At 66.8% G+C, this 23,096-nt stretch carries 20 protein-coding genes; 13 read left to right on the top strand and 7 right to left on the bottom strand.

The window, feature by feature from the left end:
- Window positions 1-64: 64 nt before the first annotated feature.
- From AC3WJE_RS12565 to AC3WJE_RS12555, 3 genes are all read right to left on the bottom strand, one after another.
- The gene (locus AC3WJE_RS12565) at window positions 65-988 is read right to left on the bottom strand and encodes a LysR family transcriptional regulator (protein ID WP_493731144.1); all 924 of its coding nucleotides are present in this window, start codon (window positions 986-988) and stop codon (window positions 65-67) included.
- A 171-nt stretch (window positions 989-1,159) separates the two neighbouring features.
- Complete coding sequence (locus AC3WJE_RS12560; protein ID WP_493731143.1) at window positions 1,160-1,999, bottom strand: acid phosphatase; 840 nt, start codon at window positions 1,997-1,999, stop codon at window positions 1,160-1,162.
- A gap of 184 nt (window positions 2,000-2,183) precedes the next feature.
- On the bottom strand, window positions 2,184-3,008 hold the full coding sequence (locus AC3WJE_RS12555; RefSeq protein ID WP_493731142.1) for an ABC transporter ATP-binding protein: 825 nt from the start codon (window positions 3,006-3,008) through the stop codon (window positions 2,184-2,186).
- A gap of 135 nt (window positions 3,009-3,143) precedes the next feature.
- On the opposite strand from AC3WJE_RS12555, the gene AC3WJE_RS12550 reads away from it, so the two are divergent.
- The 4 genes from AC3WJE_RS12550 to egtD all read left to right on the top strand — a co-directional run bounded on the left by AC3WJE_RS12550 (window position 3,144) and on the right by egtD (window position 7,197).
- A complete protein-coding gene (locus AC3WJE_RS12550; RefSeq protein WP_493731141.1) occupies window positions 3,144-4,349 on the top strand; it encodes a DesA family fatty acid desaturase in 1,206 nt (401 codons plus the stop codon).
- A complete protein-coding gene (locus tag AC3WJE_RS12545) occupies window positions 4,346-4,720 on the top strand; it encodes an EF-hand domain-containing protein (protein WP_493731140.1) in 375 nt (124 codons plus the stop codon). Before AC3WJE_RS12550 ends, AC3WJE_RS12545 begins: the two co-directional genes overlap by 4 nt.
- Window positions 4,721-4,924: 204 nt before the next feature.
- Complete coding sequence (gene egtB, locus AC3WJE_RS12540) at window positions 4,925-6,214, top strand: ergothioneine biosynthesis protein EgtB (protein ID WP_493731139.1); 1,290 nt, start codon at window positions 4,925-4,927, stop codon at window positions 6,212-6,214.
- Entirely contained in the window at window positions 6,211-7,197 is a 987-nt protein-coding gene (gene egtD / locus AC3WJE_RS12535) for an L-histidine N(alpha)-methyltransferase (RefSeq protein WP_493731138.1), read from the top strand. Before egtB ends, egtD begins: the two co-directional genes overlap by 4 nt.
- Window positions 7,198-7,218: 21 nt before the next feature.
- Here egtD and AC3WJE_RS12530 read toward each other — a convergent pair whose 3' ends face one another.
- The 3 genes from AC3WJE_RS12530 to AC3WJE_RS12520 form a co-directional block, all read right to left on the bottom strand.
- Window positions 7,219-8,508 (bottom strand): type II toxin-antitoxin system HipA family toxin, encoded by a 1,290-nt coding sequence (locus AC3WJE_RS12530; protein ID WP_493731137.1) that lies wholly within the window; start codon window positions 8,506-8,508, stop codon window positions 7,219-7,221.
- Entirely contained in the window at window positions 8,505-9,005 is a 501-nt protein-coding gene (locus AC3WJE_RS12525) for a helix-turn-helix transcriptional regulator (RefSeq protein WP_493731136.1), read from the bottom strand. Before AC3WJE_RS12525 ends, AC3WJE_RS12530 begins: the two co-directional genes overlap by 4 nt.
- Before the next feature lie 137 nt (window positions 9,006-9,142).
- Entirely contained in the window at window positions 9,143-12,793 is a 3,651-nt protein-coding gene (locus AC3WJE_RS12520) for an indolepyruvate ferredoxin oxidoreductase family protein (protein WP_493731135.1), read from the bottom strand.
- Between the two features lie 372 nt (window positions 12,794-13,165).
- Between AC3WJE_RS12520 and AC3WJE_RS12515 the strand changes: the two genes are divergently transcribed.
- Together AC3WJE_RS12515 and AC3WJE_RS12510 are read left to right on the top strand one after the other, a co-directional pair.
- On the top strand, window positions 13,166-13,729 hold the full coding sequence (locus AC3WJE_RS12515) for a tetratricopeptide repeat protein (RefSeq protein ID WP_493731134.1): 564 nt from the start codon (window positions 13,166-13,168) through the stop codon (window positions 13,727-13,729).
- A gap of 72 nt (window positions 13,730-13,801) precedes the next feature.
- On the top strand, window positions 13,802-14,719 hold the full coding sequence (locus AC3WJE_RS12510) for an AEC family transporter (RefSeq protein ID WP_493731133.1): 918 nt from the start codon (window positions 13,802-13,804) through the stop codon (window positions 14,717-14,719).
- Between the two features lie 114 nt (window positions 14,720-14,833).
- Here the strand turns inward: AC3WJE_RS12510 and AC3WJE_RS12505 are convergent, their stop codons facing one another.
- Complete coding sequence (locus AC3WJE_RS12505) at window positions 14,834-16,315, bottom strand: AAA family ATPase (protein ID WP_493731132.1); 1,482 nt, start codon at window positions 16,313-16,315, stop codon at window positions 14,834-14,836.
- Window positions 16,316-16,536: 221 nt separating this feature from the next.
- On the opposite strand from AC3WJE_RS12505, the gene AC3WJE_RS12500 reads away from it, so the two are divergent.
- The 7 genes from AC3WJE_RS12500 (at window position 16,537) to AC3WJE_RS12470 (ending at window position 22,845) form a co-directional block, all read left to right on the top strand.
- Window positions 16,537-17,169 carry a ParA family protein gene (locus tag AC3WJE_RS12500; protein WP_493731131.1) on the top strand — a complete coding sequence of 211 codons (633 nt, stop codon included), beginning with the start codon at window positions 16,537-16,539 and terminating at the stop codon, window positions 17,167-17,169.
- A 22-nt stretch (window positions 17,170-17,191) separates the two neighbouring features.
- Window positions 17,192-17,668: a SixA phosphatase family protein gene (locus tag AC3WJE_RS12495; protein WP_493731130.1), complete on the top strand. Its 477-nt coding sequence runs from the start codon at window positions 17,192-17,194 to the stop codon at window positions 17,666-17,668.
- Window positions 17,669-17,734: 66 nt separating this feature from the next.
- The gene (locus AC3WJE_RS12490; RefSeq protein ID WP_493731129.1) at window positions 17,735-18,409 is read left to right on the top strand and encodes a YceI family protein; all 675 of its coding nucleotides are present in this window, start codon (window positions 17,735-17,737) and stop codon (window positions 18,407-18,409) included.
- A complete protein-coding gene (locus AC3WJE_RS12485; RefSeq protein ID WP_493731128.1) occupies window positions 18,406-20,370 on the top strand; it encodes a phospholipase D family protein in 1,965 nt (654 codons plus the stop codon). The genes AC3WJE_RS12490 and AC3WJE_RS12485 overlap by 4 nt, the downstream gene beginning before the upstream one ends.
- 51 nt (window positions 20,371-20,421) lie before the next feature.
- Entirely contained in the window at window positions 20,422-20,850 is a 429-nt protein-coding gene (locus AC3WJE_RS12480) for a hotdog fold thioesterase (protein ID WP_493731127.1), read from the top strand.
- Between the two features lie 187 nt (window positions 20,851-21,037).
- Complete coding sequence (locus AC3WJE_RS12475; protein WP_493731126.1) at window positions 21,038-21,841, top strand: lysophospholipid acyltransferase family protein; 804 nt, start codon at window positions 21,038-21,040, stop codon at window positions 21,839-21,841.
- 20 nt (window positions 21,842-21,861) lie between these two features.
- Window positions 21,862-22,845 carry a YheT family hydrolase gene (locus tag AC3WJE_RS12470; RefSeq protein WP_493731125.1) on the top strand — a complete coding sequence of 328 codons (984 nt, stop codon included), beginning with the start codon at window positions 21,862-21,864 and terminating at the stop codon, window positions 22,843-22,845.
- Window positions 22,846-23,096 lie beyond the last annotated feature (251 nt).

Here is a 23,096-nt window from a genome sequence, read left to right as displayed (position 1 = left end):
GATTCGCAAAAGCGGGTTTGGCGGGGGTTTTCGTTTTTACGAATCCCCAATCCCCAATCCCGAATCACCCAAATCGGGGGTACCGCTTGATCAGCGCCGTGTGCAACAGCTCGAACAAACGCGCGGCATTGCCGGTCAGCAGCGCGTGGTCGACGCAGACCATCGCGACGTAGGCATCGGGCACCGGTTCGGCGATCTCGATCGCCTGCAGGTGCTCATTGATCGCCAGGCTGGGCAGTACGCCTGGTTCGTAGCTCATCCGCGCCAGCAGCGCGATGGTGTCGCTCTCGGTCAGCAGGTGGCTGCTCAGCAGCAGCGAGGAGCATTCGGTGATGCGCTCCGGCAGCGGCAGGCCGTTCTGCTGGAACAACTGGTAGAACACCGAGTTGGGGTCTTCCGGGTCGTCGGCGGTCTGCCAGTGCGCGCCATGCAGCTCGTGCAGGCTGCGCGCGTTGCGCAGCGGATGCCGGACGCCGGCCAGGATCTGGGTCGGCAGCCGGCAGATCAGTTCCCATTGCAGCGGTGAGGGCTGCGCCGGCAACTGCGAGATCAGGCCGAAATCGAGCGCGCCTTCGCGCAGCGCCGCCAGGATCTGCGCCGGACGCAGTTCGCGCACGTGCAGGCGGGTACGTCCGTGCGCGGCCAGGAACGCGCTGATCGCCCCGCGCACCGGCGGTAGCGCAGCGGTGGCCGAGGTCACCCCGATCGCGATGTCGCGATTGGCCTGGCCCTTCATCTCCTCGATGTCCTGGCGTGCGCGGCGCAGGTCTTCCAGCGCATGCCGCGCATGCACCAGCAGGCGCTCGCCGTAGGCGGTCAGGGTCACGCCGCGGTTGCTGCGCACCAGCAGCATCACCCCCAGCTCGGCTTCCAGTTCCTTGATCGCCCGGCTCAGCGCCGGCTGGGTGACGTGCAGGACCCGCGAAGCCTCCTGCAGGCTGCCGGTCTCCTGGACGGTGAGCAGGGTGCGCAGTTGCTGCAGCTTCATTCGGTTCGCACGCGGAGGGGAGCGGATGACTCTAGACGATGCTGATGCCATGTGGAGACGCTCCAGGGGGCGCCACCTCATGAGCAACCGGGTTCCGTAGGAGCGGCTTCAGCCGCGAGGGGCTTTCCCGGTAGAGCCTCATCGTGGCTGAAGCCGCTCCTACGAAATCTGTTACAGCGCGCTGTCGGGGCGGACCTTCAGCACCTCGGTCTCGGCCGCGCAGTCCTGCGCCGGCTTCAAGCCCTGCGCGCGGACGGCGGCGATTTCCTTGCGTGCCGCCGCCAGGTCGCTGCGGAACGCGGCATCGTCGTGCAGCCGTGCCACCGTGGCCGCGCCCATGAAGCGGCCTTCGAGGATGTCGCTCTGCCAGTGCACATTGCACACCAGCCGGCTCTCGCCGTAATTGCGCCCGCGCGCCTGGATCGCATCGGCATGCGTCGGGTCGATCTCGCTCAGGATCAGCGCCCAGGCCCAGCCGATCGAGGTATGCCCGGACGGATACGAGCCGTTCTTGCGCAGTCCGGCTTCATCGTCCGGCGTGCAGGTGGGCTGATCGTTGAGCATGAACGGACGCGGGCGCTGGTAGTGGTTCTTGGCGGCCTTGGTCGCCGCGCTGGCGTCGATGCGGCTGCGTTCCAGCAAGGTGTACAGATGTGGCGTGTGTTGACGGTCGATCGGCACCCCGACCGCACAGGCGAAGTGGTCGGCCCCGGCCGGGAAACTCAGGTCGGCGTCACGGGTGGCCTGCACGAAGCGCGGTGTGCCGCGCAGCGCCAGCGCCTGCTTGCTCACGGCTTCGTCGAGCGCGAAACCGGCCGATCCGGCCGCCGGCGGTGGCGGCACCAGCGCCAGGCTGTCGGGCACCGCGTTGGCGGCGAGGTAGCCGATCGCCTTGGCCTCGCCTTCGTGCGCGCTGCCGGCGGTGGTGTGCGGGGTGCTCGAACAACCGGTCAGCGCCAGGCTTGCGAACAGAGAGGACAGGGCGATAGTGCGCAGGCGGGCAGAGGGCATGGATGTTGGCTGGATGTGTTCTTGAAACGGGAGAAGGAAAGGCCGGGTTAGGTTCGATGTGGGCGAGCCTGGCAGAGTGGCTTCAGCCTTTGTAGGAGGGACTTCAGTCCCGACAGAAGCTATCGGTAAAGCATCGGGACTGAAGTCCCTCCCACAAAGGATCACCGGCCCATATGGGCAGCTATCAGCCCGCCACCGCCGAATAACGCCCATCCTCACACTGCACCCGGATCGGGCCGTCGAACACCGCCGAAAGCTTCTCATCGGTCAGCAAGGCATCGCGTTCGCCATCGGCAAAGATGCGGCCGCCCCGCAGCAGGATCACCCGCGTGATCTCCGGCACGATTTCCTCGATGTGGTGGGTCACCAGCACCAGCGTGATGCCCTGCTGGGCGAGGTGGCGCATGGTCTCGACCAGATGCTGGCGGGCGATCAGGTCCAGCCCGGTGGACGGCTCGTCCAGCAGCAGTGCCTGCGGGCGGTTGACCAGCGCCCGCGCGATCAGCACGCGCCGGGTCTCGCCGGCCGACAGCTCGGCGTAGGGGCGATGCAGCAGCGGCAATGCCCGGGCCAGTGCCAGTGCCTCGCGGGCACGCTCGCGCATCGTCTCGCTGACCTCGCGGTGGGCCGGCACCACATAGCTGGCGAAGAACCCGGTCAGCACCGCGTCTTCCACCGTCAGCCCCGGCATGTCGGCGAGGTTGACGCTGAGGTCGCCGGTGACGATGCCCAGCTGTGAGCGCAGCCGGTCGACCTGCCAGCGGGTCTGCCCCAGCACCCGTACCGGCGCCTCGCCGGTGGCGCGCGCCAGCGGATACAGCTCGCGGGTGATCAGCTTGATGAAGGACGACTTGCCGCAGCCATTGGGGCCGAGGATCGCGGTGTGCTGGCCGGCGTCGATGCGCAGGCTGAGTTCGTGCAGCACCTTGACCTGGCCGCGCATCACGCTGGCGTGGTCGAGTTCGATCAGAGCGGGTGAAACGGCGACGGCATGGGCGGCTACGGACATGAATGCGGAGTCTGGCGGCATCGTGAGGGATCGCCTGAACGACATACGCCGGCGACGGGTGAAGTTTGCCGCCAATCGCCCCATGATGTCTCCACCCAGTGCCACCCGCGCCGCCCGTCGACAAGGAGCCCCGCCATGCTGTTCGACCCGATCATCAACTTCCTCGTCGGCGGCCTGCTCGCGCCGGGCTGGTGGGGCATGCTCGCGGTGCTGCTGGTCTTCACCCAGATCACCATCTTCGCGGTGACGCTGTACCTGCATCGCAGCCAGGCGCACCGCGGCGTCGACTTCCATCCGGCGCTGGCCAACTTCTTCCGCTTCTGGGTGTGGCTGACCACCTCGATGATCACCCGCGAGTGGGTGGCGATCCACCGCAAGCACCACGCCAAGGTGGAGACCGAGGAGGATCCGCACAGCCCGCAGACCAAGGGCATCAGCCGGGTGTTCTGGCGCGGCGTGGAGCTGTACCGCGAAGCGCGCGCGATGCGCAGCGACATCGAGCAGTACGGCAAGGGCGCGCCGGACGACTGGATCGAGCGCCACCTCTACACCCCGCACGCCAACCTCGGCCCGGTGCTGCTGTTTGCGATCAACACGTTGCTGTTCGGCCTGCCCGGCGTGGCGCTGTGGGCGATCCAGATGGCGTGGATCCCGTTCTGGGCCGCTGGCGTGGTCAACGGCCTTGGCCACTGGTGGGGCTACCGCAACTTCGCCTCGGCCGACACCTCCACCAACCTGACGCCATGGGCGTTCTGGATTGGCGGCGAGGAACTGCACAACAACCACCATGCCTTCCCCAGCTCGGCGCGCTTCTCGATGCGGCGCTGGGAGTTCGACATCGGCTGGGCTGCGATCCGCATGCTGGAACCGCTGCGCCTGGCCAAGGTGCTGCGCGTGGCGCCCAAGCTCGACATCCGCCCGAACATCGCCGTGCCCGATGCCGACACGCTGCGCGCGCTGCTCTCGCACCGCTTCCTGGCGATGACCGACTACCAGCGCAACGTATTCACGCCGGCATTGAAGGAAGAAGCCGCCGCCGCCGGCGCCAAGCTGCGCCAGCTGCTGCCGCGGCGCCTGCGCAAGGGCCTGGTCGACGACGGCCGCTGGCTCAAGCCGGACGCGCGCGAGCAACTGCGCGCCTGGGTCGAACAACGGCCGCGCATGCGGACCCTGGTCGAATACCGCGCACGCCTGTCGACGTTGCTGGAAGCGCGCAGTCACGATGCGGCCGAGCGCCTGCGCAACCTGCAGCAGTGGTGCCACGAGGCCGAGGCCAGCGGCATTGCTGCGCTGCAGGCCTATGCCGAGCGGCTCAAGGGTTACGCGCTGCGCACCGCATGACACCCGATCCACGCATTACCGCCGGACGCCGCCTTGTGCGGCGTTCGTCGTACTGGGCGCTGCTGACGCTGGTCTTGGCCGGTACCGTCGCGGCACAGGTCACCGATACCGGCGAATACCTGCGACGCATGGATCGCGATGGCGATGGTCGCATCAGCCTGGATGAATACCTGGATTGGATGACCTACGCCTTCGATCAACGTGACCGCAATCACGATGGCGTGCTCGATGCCGGCGAGTTGCCTGGCGGCCAAGGCAAACCGGTGACGCGCGCGCAGCACCGCGCGATGCTGACCGAGCGCTTCCACAAGCAGGATGCCGACGGCGACGGTTATCTCAGCGCGAAGGAATTATTGGCGCCGCCGCGTTAAGGAAGCCTCGAACAAATCCGCGTTGGATTGCCATTCTTGGATTGTCATTCGTGATGGGCTTTCGCACAGCCGGATGACTGGCAAGGCGGAAACCATGACCGCGATCGCGTGTTTCAACATTTCTGGAGCATCGCGTCTGAAACATAGTGATGAACAGGCGCCGCGCTGACGGTGTGTTCACACCTGCTGCCCAAGCATGCAGGCATGCATTCGATTCCCACGGTTTCCGATCCACGCGACGGCCAGCGCGATGCCATGCTGCTCGACGCCTTCCTGCAGACACGCAGCTTGACCACGCAACTGGCCGCACCATTGAGTGCCGAGGATGCGATGGTGCAGAGCATGGACGATGCCAGTCCGGCCAAATGGCATCTGGCGCATACGACGTGGTTTTTCGAGCGTTTCGTGTTGCGTTCGGATTCGCACTATCGGCCGCTCGCGCCGACCTGGGATGTTCTGTTCAACAGCTACTACCAGAGCATCGGCCCGGCGCATGCACGGCCGCGTCGCGGATTGCTGTCGCGGCCGTCGCTGGCGCAGGTGCGTGATTACCGCGCCGCGGTGGAAGCTGCCGTGATCGAGCGTCTGCAACGCGGCGTACTCACAACGCAGGCGCTCGACGCATTGCAGCTGGGCATCCAGCACGAGCAGCAGCATCAGGAACTGCTGTTGACCGACATCAAGCACGCGTTGTGGAGCAATCCGCTGCAGCCGGCGTATCGCGACGACCTGAAATCCCGACACGCCGGCACCTCCACGCTGCGCTGGCTGCCACGCGGTGAACGCATCGCCCAGATCGGTGCGGCCGCATGGCCGGCTGCCAGCGCGTTCGCCTACGACCACGAATCGCCGCGTCATCGCGTGATGGTGCCGGCGCACGCGTTGGCGAGCCGTCCGGTCAGCAATCGCGAATACCAGGATTTCGTCGATGACGGCGGTTACGTGACGCCGACCCTGTGGCTCAGCGAGGGTTGGACGACCGTGCAGGCGCAAGGCTGGCAACGGCCGCTGTACTGGCACGTGGACGGTCTGCGCGAATTCACACTGGCCGGCTGGCGCGAACGTGATGCGGATGCGCCGGTGTGCCACCTGAGCCTGTTCGAGGCCGATGCGTTCGCGCGCTGGGCCGGCGCGCGGCTGCCGAGCGAGGCCGAGTGGGAACAAGCCGCCACCGGCATGCAGGTGAACGGCAATTTCGTCGAGGACGATGCGCTGCACCCGTTGTCGGTGACGACCAGCGATGCCGGCCTGCAACAGCTCTACGGCAATGTCTGGGAATGGACCGGCAGTGCCTACCTGCCCTACCCCGGCTTCAAGCCATGGCCCGGCGCATTGGGCGAATACAACGGCAAGTTCATGAACGCGCAATGGGTGCTGCGCGGTGGCAGCTGCGCGACGCCGCGCGATCACGTCCGTGCCAGCTATCGCAATTTCTTCCCATCCGATGCGCGCTGGCAGTTCACCGGCGTGCGCCTGGCCAAGGATCTGCCATGAACGCGCCTGCTGTCGTGAGGCAGCACACACGCGTGGTGTTGACCGATCTTCATCCACCGTCGAGCGATATCGCCGCCGACGTGGTCGCTGGATTGGCGGGTAGCCCCAAGCGCCTGCCGTCCAAGTATTTCTACGACGCCGAGGGCTCGCGCCTGTTCGAAGCGATCACCCGCGAGCCGGAGTACTACCCGACCCGCACCGAGCTGGAGTTGCTGGAGGCGCGCATGCCGGCGATCGCGCAGGCGATCGGCCCCGGCACGCACGTGGTCGAGTACGGCAGCGGCAGCGGGCGCAAGACGCGACGACTGCTGGAAGGACTTGCCGATCCGGTGGCGTATACGCCGGTGGAGATTTCGCGCACGGCGGTGCTCGATGCCACCATGCGCCTGTCGCGACGTTTCCCGCAGCTGGAGATGCTGCCGGTGTGCGGTGACTTCACCCGCCCGCTGGCACTGCCGCATGCGCAGCGGCATGCACGACGCATGTTGATGTTCTTCCCCGGCTCCACGCTCGGCAACTTCACCGATGCCGAGGCGGTGCGCCTGCTGGATGCGATGCGTAGGAGCATGGGACGCGAGGGCGTCTCGCTGATCGGCATCGATCTGATCAAGGAACCGGCGCTGATCGAGGCCGCCTACAACGACGCGGCCGGCGTCACCGCGCGCTTCACCCTCAATCTGCTGCTGCGCCTGAACCGTGAGATCGGCAGCGACTTCGACCTGAAAGGCTTCGTGCATCGCGCGGTGTACGTGATCGAACGCGAACGCGTGGAAACATTCCTGGTCAGCCAACGCGCGCAGACCGTGCACGTGGCCGGCCGCAGCTTCCGCTTCGAGGACGGTGAGTCGATGCAGGTCGAATACAGCCAGAAGTACAGCGATACCCGCTTCGCCGAGCTGGCTGCGATCGCCGGGCTACGCGTGACCCATGGCTGGAATGATCCGCGCAATTGGGTGGGGCTGCGGTTGTTGCGTGCATCGTGACCGTGAGAAGCCACGGAATTTTCAGGTATCGGCAAGGGCCGCCTGAAAAAGCTTGAGGGTACGATGGCAGGCGGCTGCGATGGCTTGCAGCAAACGATCGAGGATCGGGTGATCGATTCCCTCCTCGTGAAGTGTCAGCGCCAGGTCGTGAGCCAGCTCGGGAAGCATGCCGGCGGTAGACATGATCCAGGACAGCATCTGGTCCTTGTCCAGGCGCATTTCCGCCGCCAGTGCGATCCAGTCGCTGGGACGGATATCCCACCAGCGGTAGTGGCTGCCGACTTTCATCGCCAGCTTGATCTTGCGCTGCTGCAGCTGTGGGTAAGGCAGCGCGCTGGAGATGTCGTAAAGCGGCGCCAACCGAACTTGACCGCCTTGGCCGAGCAGGAGCGAGTAGTTCTTGGCGTGTGCATCGGTACCGCCGGCCAGGTAATTGAATACCAGTGCCTGGAACAGCGTTTCGACATCTCTGCGCGGTTGCGAGGAATAACTCCACAGGACGCCTGCCAGATCGGTAGCGCTCGGGCCACCCTGGTTCTGGTACTTGATCTGGGGCATGACGCCCAGCGCCTGGCAGAAGTCCTCCTGGTGGATGCGCAACCAAGCATCGCCGTGATGGAGGCGATCGTAGCGTTCGACACAGATCGCCATTTCCTCGCCGAAACGCAAGGCTTCGCTCCAGGCCGTGGGCAGGCCGAGCCGATGCGCCAGACGCAGGCAGAACAGCTCGTTCTCAACGAAGCCGTCGTACTCCCCGCTCGGCGGCTTGAGGATGTGGGTCGTGGGGATGCGGCCGGCGGGAATGGCCCAGCCACTCCCGGTCTTGAGCAAGGCGATCTTGGCCTGCGCGCCGGCCAGGCTGAACTGACCAACGTCGTCGGGTTGGCGCCCGGCACCGACGTCCTGGCGCACGCGCCGCAATCGCATGGCGACTCCGTCCTCGGACAGCGGCTCGATTTGATCGGCTGCGCCGGAGAGAACTTCGCTCAGGCGCGTCTCGTCCACAAACTGCACTGCACCGGCGCAGTCCTCGCCGACATGCGACAGCAATGCCAGTGGGTTGCGTGGCGAAACCTGGAATCGCGAAGCCCATCGCTGCAGCGTGTGCTCATTGTCCGGAAGCAGACCCCACAGCACGGCCGCGACGGTGTCTGGCGGATGTCGGTCGCGGCCGAGTGGCAGGCTGAGCGAGAGCGGGATGGCGGAAGGATCGTCCTGCCAGTCACGTTCGTAGGCGAACGTCGGGCGGCCGTGGCTGTCGGCATCGAGCGCGCCGATGACACGGTCTGCAAGCAGGACACGCAATGTCATTGCGTGTTTTTCCCGGGCTTGGCTGGAGGCTTGCCGGGGAGGTGCTTGTTTGTGCGCGAGGGCGGCAGCGTTGCTTTCGTATCTGCCGGGCCTTGCCCAGCCACGGTTCGGTCCGGCGAGACGGCTGCTTCCTGCACTCGGTAGGTATGCGGTTCCACGATCCGGTGGTGCGTGTATCGGTCCAGGATCGCGTTGATGTCCACGCTGGCAGTCGGCGTCGTGGGATGGAATGCTGCGGCTGGGTTCGCTGCAGCATCCATGGGCGTGGTCACGCTCAATCGCAGGTCAAGTACGTGCAGTGCGCGCAGCACCAGTTGCAGTTCCGCACGCGCCTTGCCCTTCTCGATATCGATGATCCATTGCCGGCTTACACCGATCTCATGGGCGAGCCTTGCCTGATCCCAGCCCAGGGCCTTGCGCTGGCGCCGGATCGCGTTGCCGATATCGCCGGGGGTCTGCAGGATGCTCATGGCCACAATGTAGACGAACGACGACATCGGGGCAATGTATTCGAACGCTTACATGTCCTCGCCATGCGTCGATAATGCGCCTCATCGGCAAGGGACGAAAAGTAACCATTCGATTACATTGACTGAATGTCAACGAACGCCGACATGTATGCGTCGTCCTCGATTCAAGCCGCCTGCACGATGTGCAACGCCTTCGGATTGCGCCATTGCGCCAGCAGCGCGGCCTCGCGTGCCTTGGCTTCCTGCAGGTGCGCTTCCTTGACGTGGCCATAGCCGCGGATGTGTTCGGGAATGGCGGCGATCTGCGCGGCCAGGCCGACGTTGTCGGCGTCGAGCTTGTCCAGCAGCGATTGCACGGTGACGGCGTAGTCGGCGATCAGCTGGCGCTCGCTGCGGCGCTCGGCGGTGTAGCCGAACACGTCCAGACGGGTGCCACGCAGTTTCCTGAACTTCGCCAGCCACTTGAACGCGGTGAACATCCACGGGCCGTACTCGCGCTTGAGCAGGTGGCCGTGCGCGTCGCGCTTGGCCAGCAGCGGCGGTGCGAGGTGGAAGCGGACCTGGTAGTCACCTTCGAACTGCTGCTGCAATCGCCGCTGGAAATCGCCGCTGGTATACAGCCGCGCCACTTCGTACTCGTCCTTGTAGGCCATCAGCTTGAAGTAGTAGCGCGCCACCGCCTCGGTCAGCGCGGTCGAGCCCGGCGCGCGGCGTGTTTCGGTGGCGCGTACGCGTTCGACCAGGTTGCGGTAGCGAGCGGCGTAGGCGCTGTCCTGGTAGTCGGTCAGGAAGGCGATGCGGCGGTTGATCAACTCGTCCAGCGAGCGCGACAGGCGGGTGTCGTCCAGCGGCGCGTGCTCGTCCAGCGACTGATCGGGACGATGCTGAACCAGGCGGGCCGCGCCGCTCTCGCGCTCGCTCGGCAGCAGACCCGGCACGGAATGCTCGTCGGCCGTGGCCGGGGTGCGCTGCCCGGCCGCCTGCTGCAGGGCCGGCAGGTCGATCACCGCCAGCCGGCCCCAGGCGAAGGCCTGCTTGTTCATCGCCACCGCCGCGCCGTTGAGTTCGATCGCGCGCATCAACGCCGCCAGCGACACCGGCACCAGGCCGAGCTGCCACGCATAGCCGAGCATGAACAGGTTGGCGGCGATCGCATCGCCGAGCAGCGCGGTGGCGAGCTGGGTGGCGTCGAGCAGATACGGCTCGCGACCGCCCAGCGCCACGCGCACGCCGGCGACGATCTCCGCCGCCGGGAAGCGCATGTCCGGCTGCGTGGTGAAGCTGCCCGGCATCGCCTCGTAGGTGTTGAGCACGACCTGCGAGCGCCCGGCGCGCACCTTCGACAGCGCCCAGTAGTCGTTGACCACGACCATGTCGCAGCCCAGCACCAGATCGGCTTCGCCCGCGGCGATGCGCACCGCGTGCAGGTCCTGCGGGGTGCGCGCAATGCGGAAGTGCGTGGTCACCGCGCCGCCCTTCTGCGCCAGACCGGTCTGATCGAGCACGGTTGCGCCCTTGCCCTCCAGGTGCCCGGCCATGCCGAGCAGCGCGCCGATCGTCACCACGCCGGTGCCGCCGACGCCGGTGATCAGGATGTTCCAGGGCCGCGACAGATCGCTGCGGAATTCCGGCTCTGGCAGGTTGTCCAGCAACGTCGCCGCGTCGCTCTTCTCGCCCTTGCGCAGCTGGCCGCCGTGCACGGTGACGAAGCTCGGGCAGAAGCCCGACACGCAGGAGAAGTCCTTGTTGCAGTTGGACTGGTCGATATCGCGCTTGCGTCCGAACTCGGTCTGCTTCGGCAGCACCGACACGCAGAAACTCTTCTCGCCGCAATCGCCGCAGCCCTCACAGACCAGCGAGTTGACCACGGTGCGCTTGGCCGGATCGGGCAGCTTGCCGCGCTTGCGGCGGCGGCGCTTCTCGGTGGCGCAGGTCTGGTCGTAGATCAGGATCGACACACCCTTGACCTCGCGCAGGCGCTTTTGCACCTCGTCGAGTTCGGCGCGATCGTGGAACTCGACATCGGCCGGGAACAGCTCACGCCGGCGCGTCCATTTGTCGATCTCATCGGACACCAGCGCGATGGTGTGGATGCCCTCGGCGCGCATCTGCTGGGCGATGTCAGGCACGCTCAGCGTACCGTCCACCGGCTGGCCGCCGGTCATCGCGACCGCATCGTTGTAGAGGATCTTGTAGGTGATGTTGACGCCGGTGGCGATCGACTGGCGGATCGCCAGCGTGCCGCTGTGGAAATAGGTGCCGTCGCCCAGGTTCTGGAACACGTGCGGCGTGTCGGTGAATGGCGCCTGCCCCGACCAGGTGACGCCTTCGCCGCCCATGTGGGTGAAGGTTTCGGTGTGGCGGCCCATCCAGGTCACCATGTAGTGGCAGCCGATCCCGCCCATCGCGCGCGAGCCGTCCGGCACCACCGTGGAGGTGTTGTGCGGGCAGCCGGAGCAGTAGTGCGGCACGCGCGGAAAGTTGGCGCGCGGCTGGGTCATCTCCGCTTCCTTCTCCTCCATCCACAGCAGTCGCTGCACGATCGATTCGGTACTGAAGAAGCGCTGGATGCGCTTGCCGATCACCGCGGCGATGGTGGCCGGGGTCAGCTCACCGGTCGAGGGCAGGATCCACTCGCCGCGCTCGTCGTACTTGCCGACGATGCTCGGACGCGCGCCCCAGGCCGCCGGCCAGTTGTAGAACAGCTCCTTCATCTGCGACTCGATGAAGGCCTTCTTCTCCTCCACCACCACGATGTCTTCGAGCCCGCGCGCGAACGCGCTGATGCCGTGTGGCTCCAGCGGCCAGGTCATGCCGACCTTGTAGAGGCGGATGCCGATATCGGCGCAGGCACGCTCGTCCAGGCCCAGGTATTCCAGCGCCTGCAGCACGTCCAGATAGCTCTTGCCGGTGGTGACGATGCCCAGCCGCGCGTTCGGCGCGTCCATCACCACCTTGTCCACGCCGTTGGCGCGCGCGAATGCCTGCGCGGCCTTGACCGCATAACGGTGCAGGCGCATTTCCTGGTCCAGCGGCGGATCCGGCCAGCGGATGCTCAAGCCGCCCGGTGGCAGTTCGAAATCCTCCGGCAGCACGATCCGGCGCGCGAACGGGTCCACGTCCACCGAAGCCGACGACTCCACCGTCTCGGCGATCACCTTGAAGCCGATCCAGCGCCCGGTGTAGCGGCTCATCGCCCAGCCGACCAGGCCCAGGTCGAGCACGTCCTGCACGCCCGACGGGTTGAGGATCGGCATCATCGCGCTGACGAATTCCTCCTCGCTGCCGTGTGGCAGGGTCGAGCTGCGGCAGGCATGGTCGTCGGCGGCCAGCGCCAGCACGCCACCGCGCGGCGAGGTACCGGCGGCATTGGCGTGTTTCAACACGTCGCCGGTGCGGTCCACGCCCGGGCCCTTGGCGTACCACATGCCGAACACGCCATCGACGGTGGCGCCGGGGAACAGGTTGGTCTGCTGCGTACCCCACACCATCGTCGCCGCCAGGTCCTCGTTGAGGCCCGGCGTGAACTTCACCTTGGCCGCTTCCAGGTACTTGCGTGCACGCCACAGCTCCAGGTCGAAGCCGCCGAGCGGGCTGCCGCGATAACCGCTGACGAAGCCGGCGCTGTTCAACCCGGCCGCTTCATCGCGCAGCCGCTGCATCAACGGCAACCGCACCAGCGCCTGCACGCCGCTCAGATAGATACGCCCGTCGGTGCGGGTGTACTTGTGATCGAGCGTGTAGTCGGTATCCAGAGTGCCGAGCGCCGGGGTGTTGGCAAAAGAAGGCGACGTGAGTTCGGCGATGCTGGTCATGGCGTTCCCGGTAGGGTGGCGGGTGGGAATCTCATCCAAGAGCTTCCACAACGGCTGCACGATTGTAACAGCGCGCGTTTTTTCCCTTGAGGTCGTGTGCTCACTCTGTTCGTGTCGGAGCGTGTGAAGAATGTCGAGACGCGTGTGAAGCCCGCCTCTCGATGGCTGGCCGTCGGTGGCATGCAGTGGAGGCGCTGCACGGCCGGCCATCCACGTATCTCTTCTTAAAGTGCGTGACACGTTCTAGGATGGGGCCGGGAGGAGGCTTTACTTGCAGGTTTTCAGGGGGACGACATCGTGAAAGTTTCAAATGCATGGGCTTTGCCGTGGGCCCTGCTGGGGCTTGTCTGCTTCGGGGCGCAGGCACAGGGCTTGCCCAAGCCCAAGGAGTTCTACTTCGACGAGGACAAATCCACCACGCGCGCGATCGTGGCCGTTCCGGGCCAGGGCGATGCGGTGGTCGATCGGTTGGCGTCGATCGTGCAGCGTGATCCGCGCGCGGTGGAGGCACGCGTGCAGCTGGCCAGCATCGCCTTCCGCAGCGGTCGCCGCGAACTCGGCGAGCAGCTCTATCAGACAGTGATCGCCAACCTGCCTGGCACCAGCCAGCAGTATCGGACCGTGGTCTGGAACTACGGCTGGGACCTGTTGCACACCGGCGATGCTGCCCGGGCCGTCGAGCAATGGAGTCTGTTGACCGGCGGCCGACCAAGCGCCCCCGGCTGGCTGCCGCCGACCCTCGCGCTCGGTCTGTGGCAGGCCGGTCGCAAGGACGAGGCGCTGCAGTGGTACGCCGCGGCGATGCGCACCTGGCCGGACAAATGGAACGATGCCGCCAGCGTCGCCGCACAGCTGCCGGAGTGGAGCGATGCCGATCGCGCCGCACTGGCCGACGTGCTGGCCGCCTGGCGGGCCAATCCGCCGGCGTGGCCGTAGCGGTGGATCGCCATGGTGGCGGGCATGCGATCCTGAGCTTCCCTCACGATCGACCGTTGTTGCACGGCTGACATGGCTTTCGATGCGTTTGCCCTGATCCTGGCGATGCTCGCGCTGGGATTGCTGTTCGCACGCCTGCGCGCATTGCCGGAGAACACCGCCGACGTGCTCAATCGCGTCGTGCTCTACGTGTGCCTGCCGGCCTCGGTACTGACCTATGTGCCGCGCCTGCATCTGGACGCCACGCTCGCCGGGCTCGTGGTGACACCGTGGCTGCTGGCCATCGTCGCGACCGGCCTGGTGTGGCTGAGCACGCGGCTGTTCGGCTTCCGTCGCGAGGAACACGCCGCGCTGCTGATGTGCGTGGTGCTGACCAATTCGAGCTTCATTGGCTATCCGATGGTGCGCGCGCTGCTCGGTGATCCCGCGTTGCCGTATGCCGTGGTGTACGACCAGTTCGGGACGTTCGTGTTGTTGTCGACCTTTGGCGTATATGTGATGGCACGCTACGGTGGCGACACGCCGCCGAGCACGCGCGCGGTGGTGCTGCGGATGCTGCGTTTCCCGCCGCTGTGGGCGCTGCTGTTCGCCGCCACGCTGATGCCGGAGCAGCCGCCGGCCTGGATCGGTGCGGCGTTGAAAAGCCTGGCCGACGCGATGCTGCCGCTGGTGATGCTGGCAGTGGGCTTCTCGCTGCAACTGCGCCTGCCCGCCGACGAACTCAAGCCACTCGGCGTCGGCCTGCTGCTCAAACTGCTGGTGATGCCGGCATTGTCGCTGCCGTTGTCATGGGCGCTCGGCCTGCATGGCCTGATGCTCCAGGCCAACGTGCTGGAAACCGCGATGCCGACGATGATCACCGCCGCCGCGATGGCGATCTCGCACCGCCTCGCCCCGCGCCTGGCCGCGGCGATGGTCGGCTACAGCATCCTGCTCTCGCTGCTGACACTGCCGGCCTGGGCGTGGCTGCTGGGGCGGCTGGCGGGTTGATCCGGGTCGCTTCCCGGTGACTTCGACTCCCGCCTGTGCGGGAATCACAAGCTGATCCCCTCACCACGGATGACACGCCCTGGCCAGCATCGTGCCCGCAAGGAATCGATCGCCTCAATCAGCCGGCACGGTCCGCTCGGCAGCCCACTCGCGCAGCGCCTGCACCTGCTCGGCCATCATCACCGACAGCGGCCGGGTGCCGCGGATCTCGGCCATCAGCAGGTCGGTGTCGAGTGGGCGCTGCTCGGCGTGCGCGGCGTACAGGCCGGCGACGATCGCCTGCTCGATCTCCGCGCCGGAGAAGCCATCGCTTGCTGCTGCCAGGGCCGGTAGCGCGAAGCCTTCCGGGTCCAGCCCACGGCGTGACAGATGCAGGCGCAGCAACTCCACGCGCGTGTCCGGCGTGGGCAGGTCGACGAAGAAGATCTCGTCGAAGCGGCCCTTGCGCAGCAGCTCGGCGGGCAGCTCGTGCACCTGGTTGGCGGTGGCGACGATGAACACCGGCGCCTTGCGCTCGGCCATCCAGGTCAGCAGGTAGCCGAGCACCCGGCGCGAGACGCCGCCGTCCTCGCCGCCGCTGGCCAGGCCCTTCTCGATCTCGTCGATCCATAGCACGCACGGCGCCAGCTGCTCGGCCGAGGTCAGCGCCGAGCGCAGGTTCTTCTCGGTCTCGCCGTGGTACTTGTCGTAGAGCGTGCCGAAGTCCAGCCGCAGCAGCGGCACGCCGAAGCCGGCGGCGGTGGCCTTGGCCAGCATCGACTTGCCGCAGCCCTGCACGCCCAGCAGCAACACGCCGCGCGGCGGGTCCAGTCCGGGCGGCGCGGTGCCCGACACGAACACCGCGCGGCGCTGGCCGATCCAGCGCTTGAGCCGGTTGGCGCCGGCCACGTCGGCAAAGCGCGCGCTGTCGTACTCGTAGTGCAGGTGGCCGCTGCGGTTGAGCAGTTCGAACTTCAGCTTCGCCAGCTGCGGCAGGTCGTCCTGGCTGAGCGCGCCGTCGGTGAAGATCAACTGGCGCGCGATCCGGCGCGCATCCGGCAGGCCCAGGCCCTGCAGGTTGCGCAGGATCTGCTGGACCGCGGCGTTGTCCACTTCCACGCGCCGGCCGCCGTGCTCGCGGGCGTAGTCGGCGCCTTCCTCGCGCAGCATCTTCAGCAGCGCGTTGGCGTCGGGCAGGCGCGGATTGAAACGGGTCGCCAACGGTTCCAGTTCCGGCGGCAGCTCGATCCTGGCGCCGATCATCACCAGCACATGTGGCTCGCAGTGGCGGCGCTGGATGATGTCGCGCAGCAGGCGCTGGTGGCTGGCGTAGCCCAGGTACGGGTGCACGTCGAGCATCAGGTAGATGCCGCGCTGGTCGGCCTGGCGGATCATCTGCAGCAGCGCACTGGCGTCGGGCGGCCCGACCGGCTCGTCCTCGCGGTCCAGGTCGATCCGGCGCAGGCCCTCGGTGATGGTCCAGCGATACAGCGCGCGCCACACCTGCATCAGCGCCTGCCGGAACAGCTCCACGATCCGGCCCTCGTCCTGGGTCTCGATGACGATCAGTGGGGTGTTGGCGCGGATCAACGCGCTCAGGTCCTGCAGTTCGCTCACGGCGGCTCCCTTGCTTGGGGCATGTCACCCGTCCCCGACAGATCCAACAAGACCCGCCCGGGCAAAGGGTGACGCGCCCGAGGGGCCGCCACGATAACAAGCGATCCGGGGTGTATCGACATTTGTCGATTCGACCCCGGGCACGACGGTCATCATCCTCGACTACCTCCTCACCGGCACGCGGTGTACGCTGCCAGCCTGTTCCCGGAAGCGAGACGTGCATGAAGACGTTCCTGGTGGCGGGCTCCAAGGGCGGCGTGGGCAAGACCACGATCGCCACCAATCTGGCGGCACATTCGGCATTGCAGGGCAGGCGGACGGTACTGGCGGACGCCGATCCCCAGGGTTCGTCCACGCGCTGGGCCGAGCGCCGCGCCGGGCTGGAATCGGCGGTCCTGCCGGTCGACGCGACCCGCAGGCGCAAGTGGCTCGGATCGGTTCCCGAGGACACCCAGCAGCTCATCATCGATGCCCCGGCCGGGGCGATGGCCGAAGAACTGGAACCCTTTCTGGAGCGGGCCGACGCGGTGGTCGTACCGGTGCTGGCCTCGGCGCTGGACATCGAGGCGATCGTCGGTTTCCTCAACACCCTGGCCAAGGTGCCGCGGGTCCACCAGCGCAAATTGCCGGTCGGGCTGGTGCTCAACCGCAGCAAGCCGTGGACCCAGACCAGCCAGCAGGCGGTCGAGATGATCGGCGCCTGGCCCTACCCGCTGGTCGCCCAGCTGCGCGACAGCCAGGCCTACGTGGTGCTGGCCGGGCTGGGGCGCAGCCTGTTCGATTACCGTTCCGCCCAGGTCCGCGATCACCAGCAGGACTGGGAACCGCTGCTGGCATGGTTGGACAAAGCCTGAATCTGGAGTCTGGAAGAACCCAATGCGCGAACTGATTCTGCTGCGACACGCCCATGCCGAGCCGGCCGACACCGGCCAGGCCGATTTCGATCGCCCGCTGTCCCCGCACGGCCTGGCCGAGGCCGAGGCGGCCGGGCGCTGGCTGAGTGAACAGCGGCTGGTGCCCGACCGCGTGCTGTGCTCGCCGGCGCGACGCGCCCGCGAGACGCTCGAGGCGGTGCTCGGGCTGACCGGCTACATCGAGCAGCGGCTCGAAGAACGTATCTACGAGGCCACCCCGGGCACGCTGGCCGGGATCGTCGATGAGCATCGCGAGGCCGAGCGGCTGCTGCTGGTCGGCCACAACCCCGGCCTGGAACGGCTGGCGGCGCTGATGCACAGCGGCCAGACCGGCGACTACCGCGGCATGCCGACCGCCTCGATCGCGCTGCTGGCGCTGCCGCTGGAGGCGACGATCGAACCGGGCATCGCCCGCCTGACCGCATTCTGGTGGCCATGAGCGCTTGATCATGATCCAGCCGCGGTATGCCGGATCTGAGGGGAAGCACGGGGAAGGAGGCAGCGCATGTCGTCTTGCGACTGCGTCATGATGCCGGCCTGCGCCTCATCGAGCCCGATCCACCGGGGCGTCGCAGGACCGCCGCGTGGATTGCCCCTGCGGGCAGCAGGGAGCATCTGGCACTGGCTGGCGGCGGCACTGCTGGCGCTGTGCTGGGCGCCGTCGGCGCTGGCACAGCAGAAGTTGCCGCTGGACCCGGAGCGCTCGCAGTTCGGGTTCGAGATCCGCACCCGCTTCGGCCAGAAGATCGTCGGGGTGTTCCACCGCTTCGACGGTGACATCCTGGTGCTGCCGGACGGCCGCCATCAGGTCCAGCTGCGCATGTTCACCGACCAGGTCGAGATCCCCGGCAAGCCGCGTTACACCGCCTGGATGCGCGGCGAGGATTTCTTCGACGTGGCGCATCACCCGGTGGTGCAGTTCGACTCGCTGCCGTATTCGCCGACGATCGGCGAATACGGTGGCGATATCGTCGGAAACCTCACGCTGCGGGGCGTCACCCACCTGGAAACGCTGAGGGTGATGCCGGCGGAATGTGTCCGCCCGGGCTATGATTGCGACGTGATCAGTCGCGGTACGGTCCTGCGTGGACGTTATGGAATGGACAGCTGGCAGGTGGCCCTGGGTGACAGGGTGACCTTCGTACTGCGCGCGCGCCTTCTGGAGAAGCCGCAACCGTGAGTTCGCCGCTGCGGTACCTGATGCTGGCAGCCGTGCTGTTCGCCAGCGGTTGCGCCAGCCTGTCCAGCGCCCAGCGCAACCAGGCCGCCGCGATCGCCGTGGCCGCGCGCCAGACCACGCTCGATTGCGACCAGCCCGACCGCTGTGCCCGACCCTCGCCGCTGCGCGCGCTGGGCGGTAGCGCGATCACCCAGTCCACCGCACAGACCCCGCGCCACTACGCCACCCTCCTCGACCATGGCGAGGAGGCGCTGGTCGCACGCCTGAACCTGATCCACGCCGCCACCCGCAGCATCGACCTGCAGACCTACATCTTCGACAAGGACGACAGCGCGCGGATGGTGATGGACGCGCTGCTCGACGCGTCCCGGCGCGGGGTCAAGGTGCGGCTGCTGATCGACCAGCTCTCGGCGATCTCCGACCTGCGCATCCTCGGCGCGCTGGCCGGCGCGCACCAGAACTTCGAGCTGCGCATCTACAACCCGACCTTCGGCAAGGCCAAGCTCAGCTACTTCGACTACGTTGGCAGCGTGCTGTGCTGCTTCCGCCGCTTCAACCAGCGCATGCACAACAAGCTGCTGGTGATCGATGACGTGGTCGGCGTGGTCGGCGGGCGCAACTACCAGGACGATTACTACGACTGGGACAGCGAGTACAACTTCCGCGATCGCGACGTGATCGTCGCCGGCCCGGAGGTGCGCGCGATGGCCGCCAATTTCGACGCGTTCTGGCGCGCGCAGCGCAGCGTGCCGGCCGAGCGGCTCAACGATGTCGGCCGCATGCTGTTGCAGCAGGGCGTGCCGACGATGCCGCCGGAACCCTTCAAGCGCCCGGATCGGGTCGCGCGTGTCGCCGCCGAGGCGGCCGATCCGGACTTCGTCCGCGAACGCTTCGTCGATACCGCACTGCCGGTGCAGCGCGTGCGCTACTACGCCGACCTGCCGCAGAAGCATCGCAAGGAACACAACGCCAAAGCGGTATCCACCGCGCCGGAACTGGACGGGTTGATCGCCGGTGCGCAGAAGGAAGTGATCCTGCAGACGCCGTACCTGGTGCTGTCCGATCCGGCACGGCAGATCTTCCGCGAGCTGCGCAAGCACGAGCATCCGCCGCACATCGTGGTGGCGACCAACAGCCTGGCTTCGACCGACAACCCGATCGTCTACGCGCTGTCGTACAAGTACAAGCGGCGCAACCTGCGCGAGCTGGGCTTCAACATCTACGAGTACAAGCCGTTCCCGCTGAACGCGCCGATCGATTACGAGAACCTGCTGCCGCATCCACTCGGCGAGAACGGCGGCAATCATCGCGACAACCGCGTGATCGGCGGCAGTGCGTTCGGCAACGCCGTGCGCGGCAGCGGCGGTGCCAGTGGCAGTGGGCGTGAGGGCGGCAGCGTGGTGGATCGACGCCTGCTGCGCACCGAGACGCGGCCTTCGTTCCTGGGCACCGGCGCGGTCAACAAGCCGCTGCCGGTCACCCGTGACGGCGCACGCATGGGCCTGCATGCCAAGTCGCTGGTGGTGGATCGTCGGGTCGGCGTGGTCGGCACGCACAACTTCGACCCGCGCAGCGAGAACTACAACACCGAAGGCGCGGTGGTGATCGAGGATCCGGCATTCGCGCAGGCGCTGGCGGCCAGCATCGAGCGCGACATCTCGCCGGAGAATTCCTGGACCGTGGCGCCGCGGGTGAAGCCGCCGGTGCTCAGCGGGCTCAACTACAGCGTCGGCAAGGTGTCCGAGGCGCTGCCGGTGCTGGATTTCTGGCCCTGGCGCTACGCCACCAACTACGAATTCAAGCCGGGCCCGGATTGCCCGTTCCCGCTCAAGCGGCAGGACCCGTATTTCCACCAGTGCTATGTCGCGGTGGGGGATTTCCCCGAGGTCAACGTCGGCCCGAAGTGGCTGCTGGTGCGGATGCTGACGGCGTTCGGTGCCGGCCTGGTGCCGATTCTGTGAAGAATGCGCTCCTACGGTGCCTCGATATCCAATTCACGTCCGGAGCAGCCCATGGTCTTCCGTGCCCCCGTTTCCATCGATCAACTCAATGAACTCAGTCGCAACACGCTGATCGAACACCTCGGCATCGTGTTCACCGAGGCTGGCGAGGATTGGGTGCGCGCGACCATGCCGGTCGATGCGCGTACCCGCCAGCCCTATGGCCTGCTGCACGGTGGCGCTTCGGTGGTGCTGGCCGAGACGCTCGGCAGCAGCGCCGGCAACCTGTGTGTCGATCCGGCCACGCAGATGTGCGTGGGTCTGGAGATCAACGCCAATCACCTGCGCGCGGCCACCGAAGGCCGCGTGACCGGGACCGCGCGCGCCGTGCATGTCGGACGCAGCACCCAGGTCTGGGACATCACGATCGAGGACGAGGCCGGCCGCCGCGTCTGCGTCTCGCGGCTGACCCTGGCAGTGGTGACGCGGTCCCGACCGTAGCGCCGAGCTTGCTCGGCTGAGACTTCACCGGGGGATGCTTCAGCCGAGCAAGCTCGGCTCTACGTGGCGTACAGAGCCGGTATGTGCCGCCACTGGAACACGCTCACCCATCGCCGGCACTGCGCGGAGCGGCATCTGCTGCCACAATAGCCGCGCTTCCTCCCACGTTTTCCGGTACCTTGCCCGAATGAGCGAGTCTTCCCTGCCCGCCACGCGCGACGCTGGCGGCACGCTGCGCTGGTTCCGTTACCTGTACCGCGTGCCGCTGCTACTGCTGCATATCCTGATCGGCCTGCCGGCCACGATGTTGTGCATCGTGGTGACGCCGCTCGCCAATATCCGGTTCGGCGCGTACGACACCCTGGAGCAGGTGATGATCCGCTGGTGGCAGGGCAACCTGATGCGCATCTTCGGGTTCCGCCTGCGTCGTTTCGGCACGCCGCTGAATGGCCCGAGCGTGTTCGTGGCCAACCACGTCAGCTGGGTCGACATCAGCATGCTGCACAGCCAGCGGGTGATGGGCTTCGTCGCCAAGCAGGAGATCGCCGGCTGGCCGTTGATCGGTTGGCTGGCCGCGCGTGGGCAGACCATCTTCCACCAGCGCGGCAACACCGAATCGCTCGGCGGCGTGTTGCAGGTGATGCTGCAGCGGCTGCGCAGTGGCAGGTCGATCGGCGTGTTTCCGGAAGGGCGCACCCGGGGCGGTGCGGAAGTCGGCCCGTTCCATGCCCGCATCTTCCAGGCCGGCGTCGAGGCCGGCGTGCCGGTGCAACCGGTGGCGCTGCGCTACGGCGAGCGCGGCAGCGCGCAGACCACGGTCGCGTTCGGGCCGCACGAGAGCTTCTTCGCCAACTTCCTGCGCCTGCTCGGTGAACCGGCGCGCGTGGCCGAGATCCATTTCCTCGAGCCGATCGCCGCACACGACCTGGAAGGCCGGCGCCTCATTGCCGAAACCTCGCGCGCGCGCATCGTCGCGGCGATGGATTCCTGACCGCGCGGAGGCGTGCATGCATGAACGCCGACGACTTCAATCCGCCGCGCTGGCTTCGCAATCCGCATGTGCAGTCGGTGCTCGGCTCCAGTGCGCTGCGCCGCCGTCGTGGCGAACGCCTGCTGGCGGCGACTGGCGCGATCACCACTGAGCACATCCTCGATGGTGGCGACGGTGTACGCCTGCAGGGTTGGCTGAGCGTCCCGCGCGAGGGCGAGCCGCGCGGCACCGTATTGTTGTTGCACGGCTGGGAAGGCAGCGCCGATTCCAATTACATGCGGATGACCGCTGCGCGCCTGCTGGGGCTGGGTTATCAGGTGTTCCGGCTCAACTTCCGCGATCACGGCGGTACCCATCACCTCAACGCCGATCTGTTCCATTCCGATCGCGTCGAAGAGGTCGTCAATGCGGCCTGCGATCTGTGGCGACGGTTTCCCGCGCCGCGTCTGTTGGCCGCAGGTTATTCGCTGGGCGGCAACTTCGCGCTGCGCGTGGGGTTGCGTGCGCCGGCCGCGGGATTGCCGCTGGAACGTGTGGCTGCGGTGTGCCCGCTGCTGGATCCGGCCACCACGATGGTGCGTATCGAGGACGGCCCGCAGTTCTATGACTGGTATTTCCGCCGCAAGTGGCGCGAGTCGCTGGAGCGCAAGCGTGCGCTGTTCCCGGAGCAGCACGGGTACGACGATGCGACGCTGGCGATGGACATGCGCGGGTTGATGGCGTGGTTGGCCGAGCGCCATACCGGGCATGGTTCGCTGGAGGCGTATTTCGACAGTTATTCGATCGCGGGTGATCGGTTGGCGGGCTTGCAGATTCCGGTCGACATCCTGATGGCCGAGGACGATCCGGTGATTCCTTTCGAGGATTTTCATGGGTTGCAGTTGCCGGCCAGTGCGCATCTGGAAGTGGCGCATTGGGGGGGGCATTGCGGGTTTCTTGAGAATGCCCGGGGGGATGGGTTTGCGGAGCGGTGGGTGGCGGAGCGGTTGGATTTGGGTGGTTGAATTTGTGTTTGTTGTCGGGCGGTGAGCTGACGCTTATTGCCTCCGCAGGGATGGGATTACGTGCGTTTTCGAGCCAACGTGCCACCGTCATCCCCGCGTAGGCGAGGGCCCAGCGACTTCCCGCCATCTATCTACCGTCATCCCCGCGAAGGCGGGGATCCATGGACGTTGCTTCTCGGGTTTGAAGCAACAGCAACAGCAACTTCAACAGCAAAGGCTTTCGCTCCTTCGGAGCGAGTTACCTTTCTTTG

The organism is Pseudomonas sp. GW821-FHT07E12 (genome assembly GCF_058986605.1).
The sequence above is the reverse complement of the archived record's forward strand: the minus strand, read 5'-3'. Positions and strand labels throughout refer to the sequence as shown.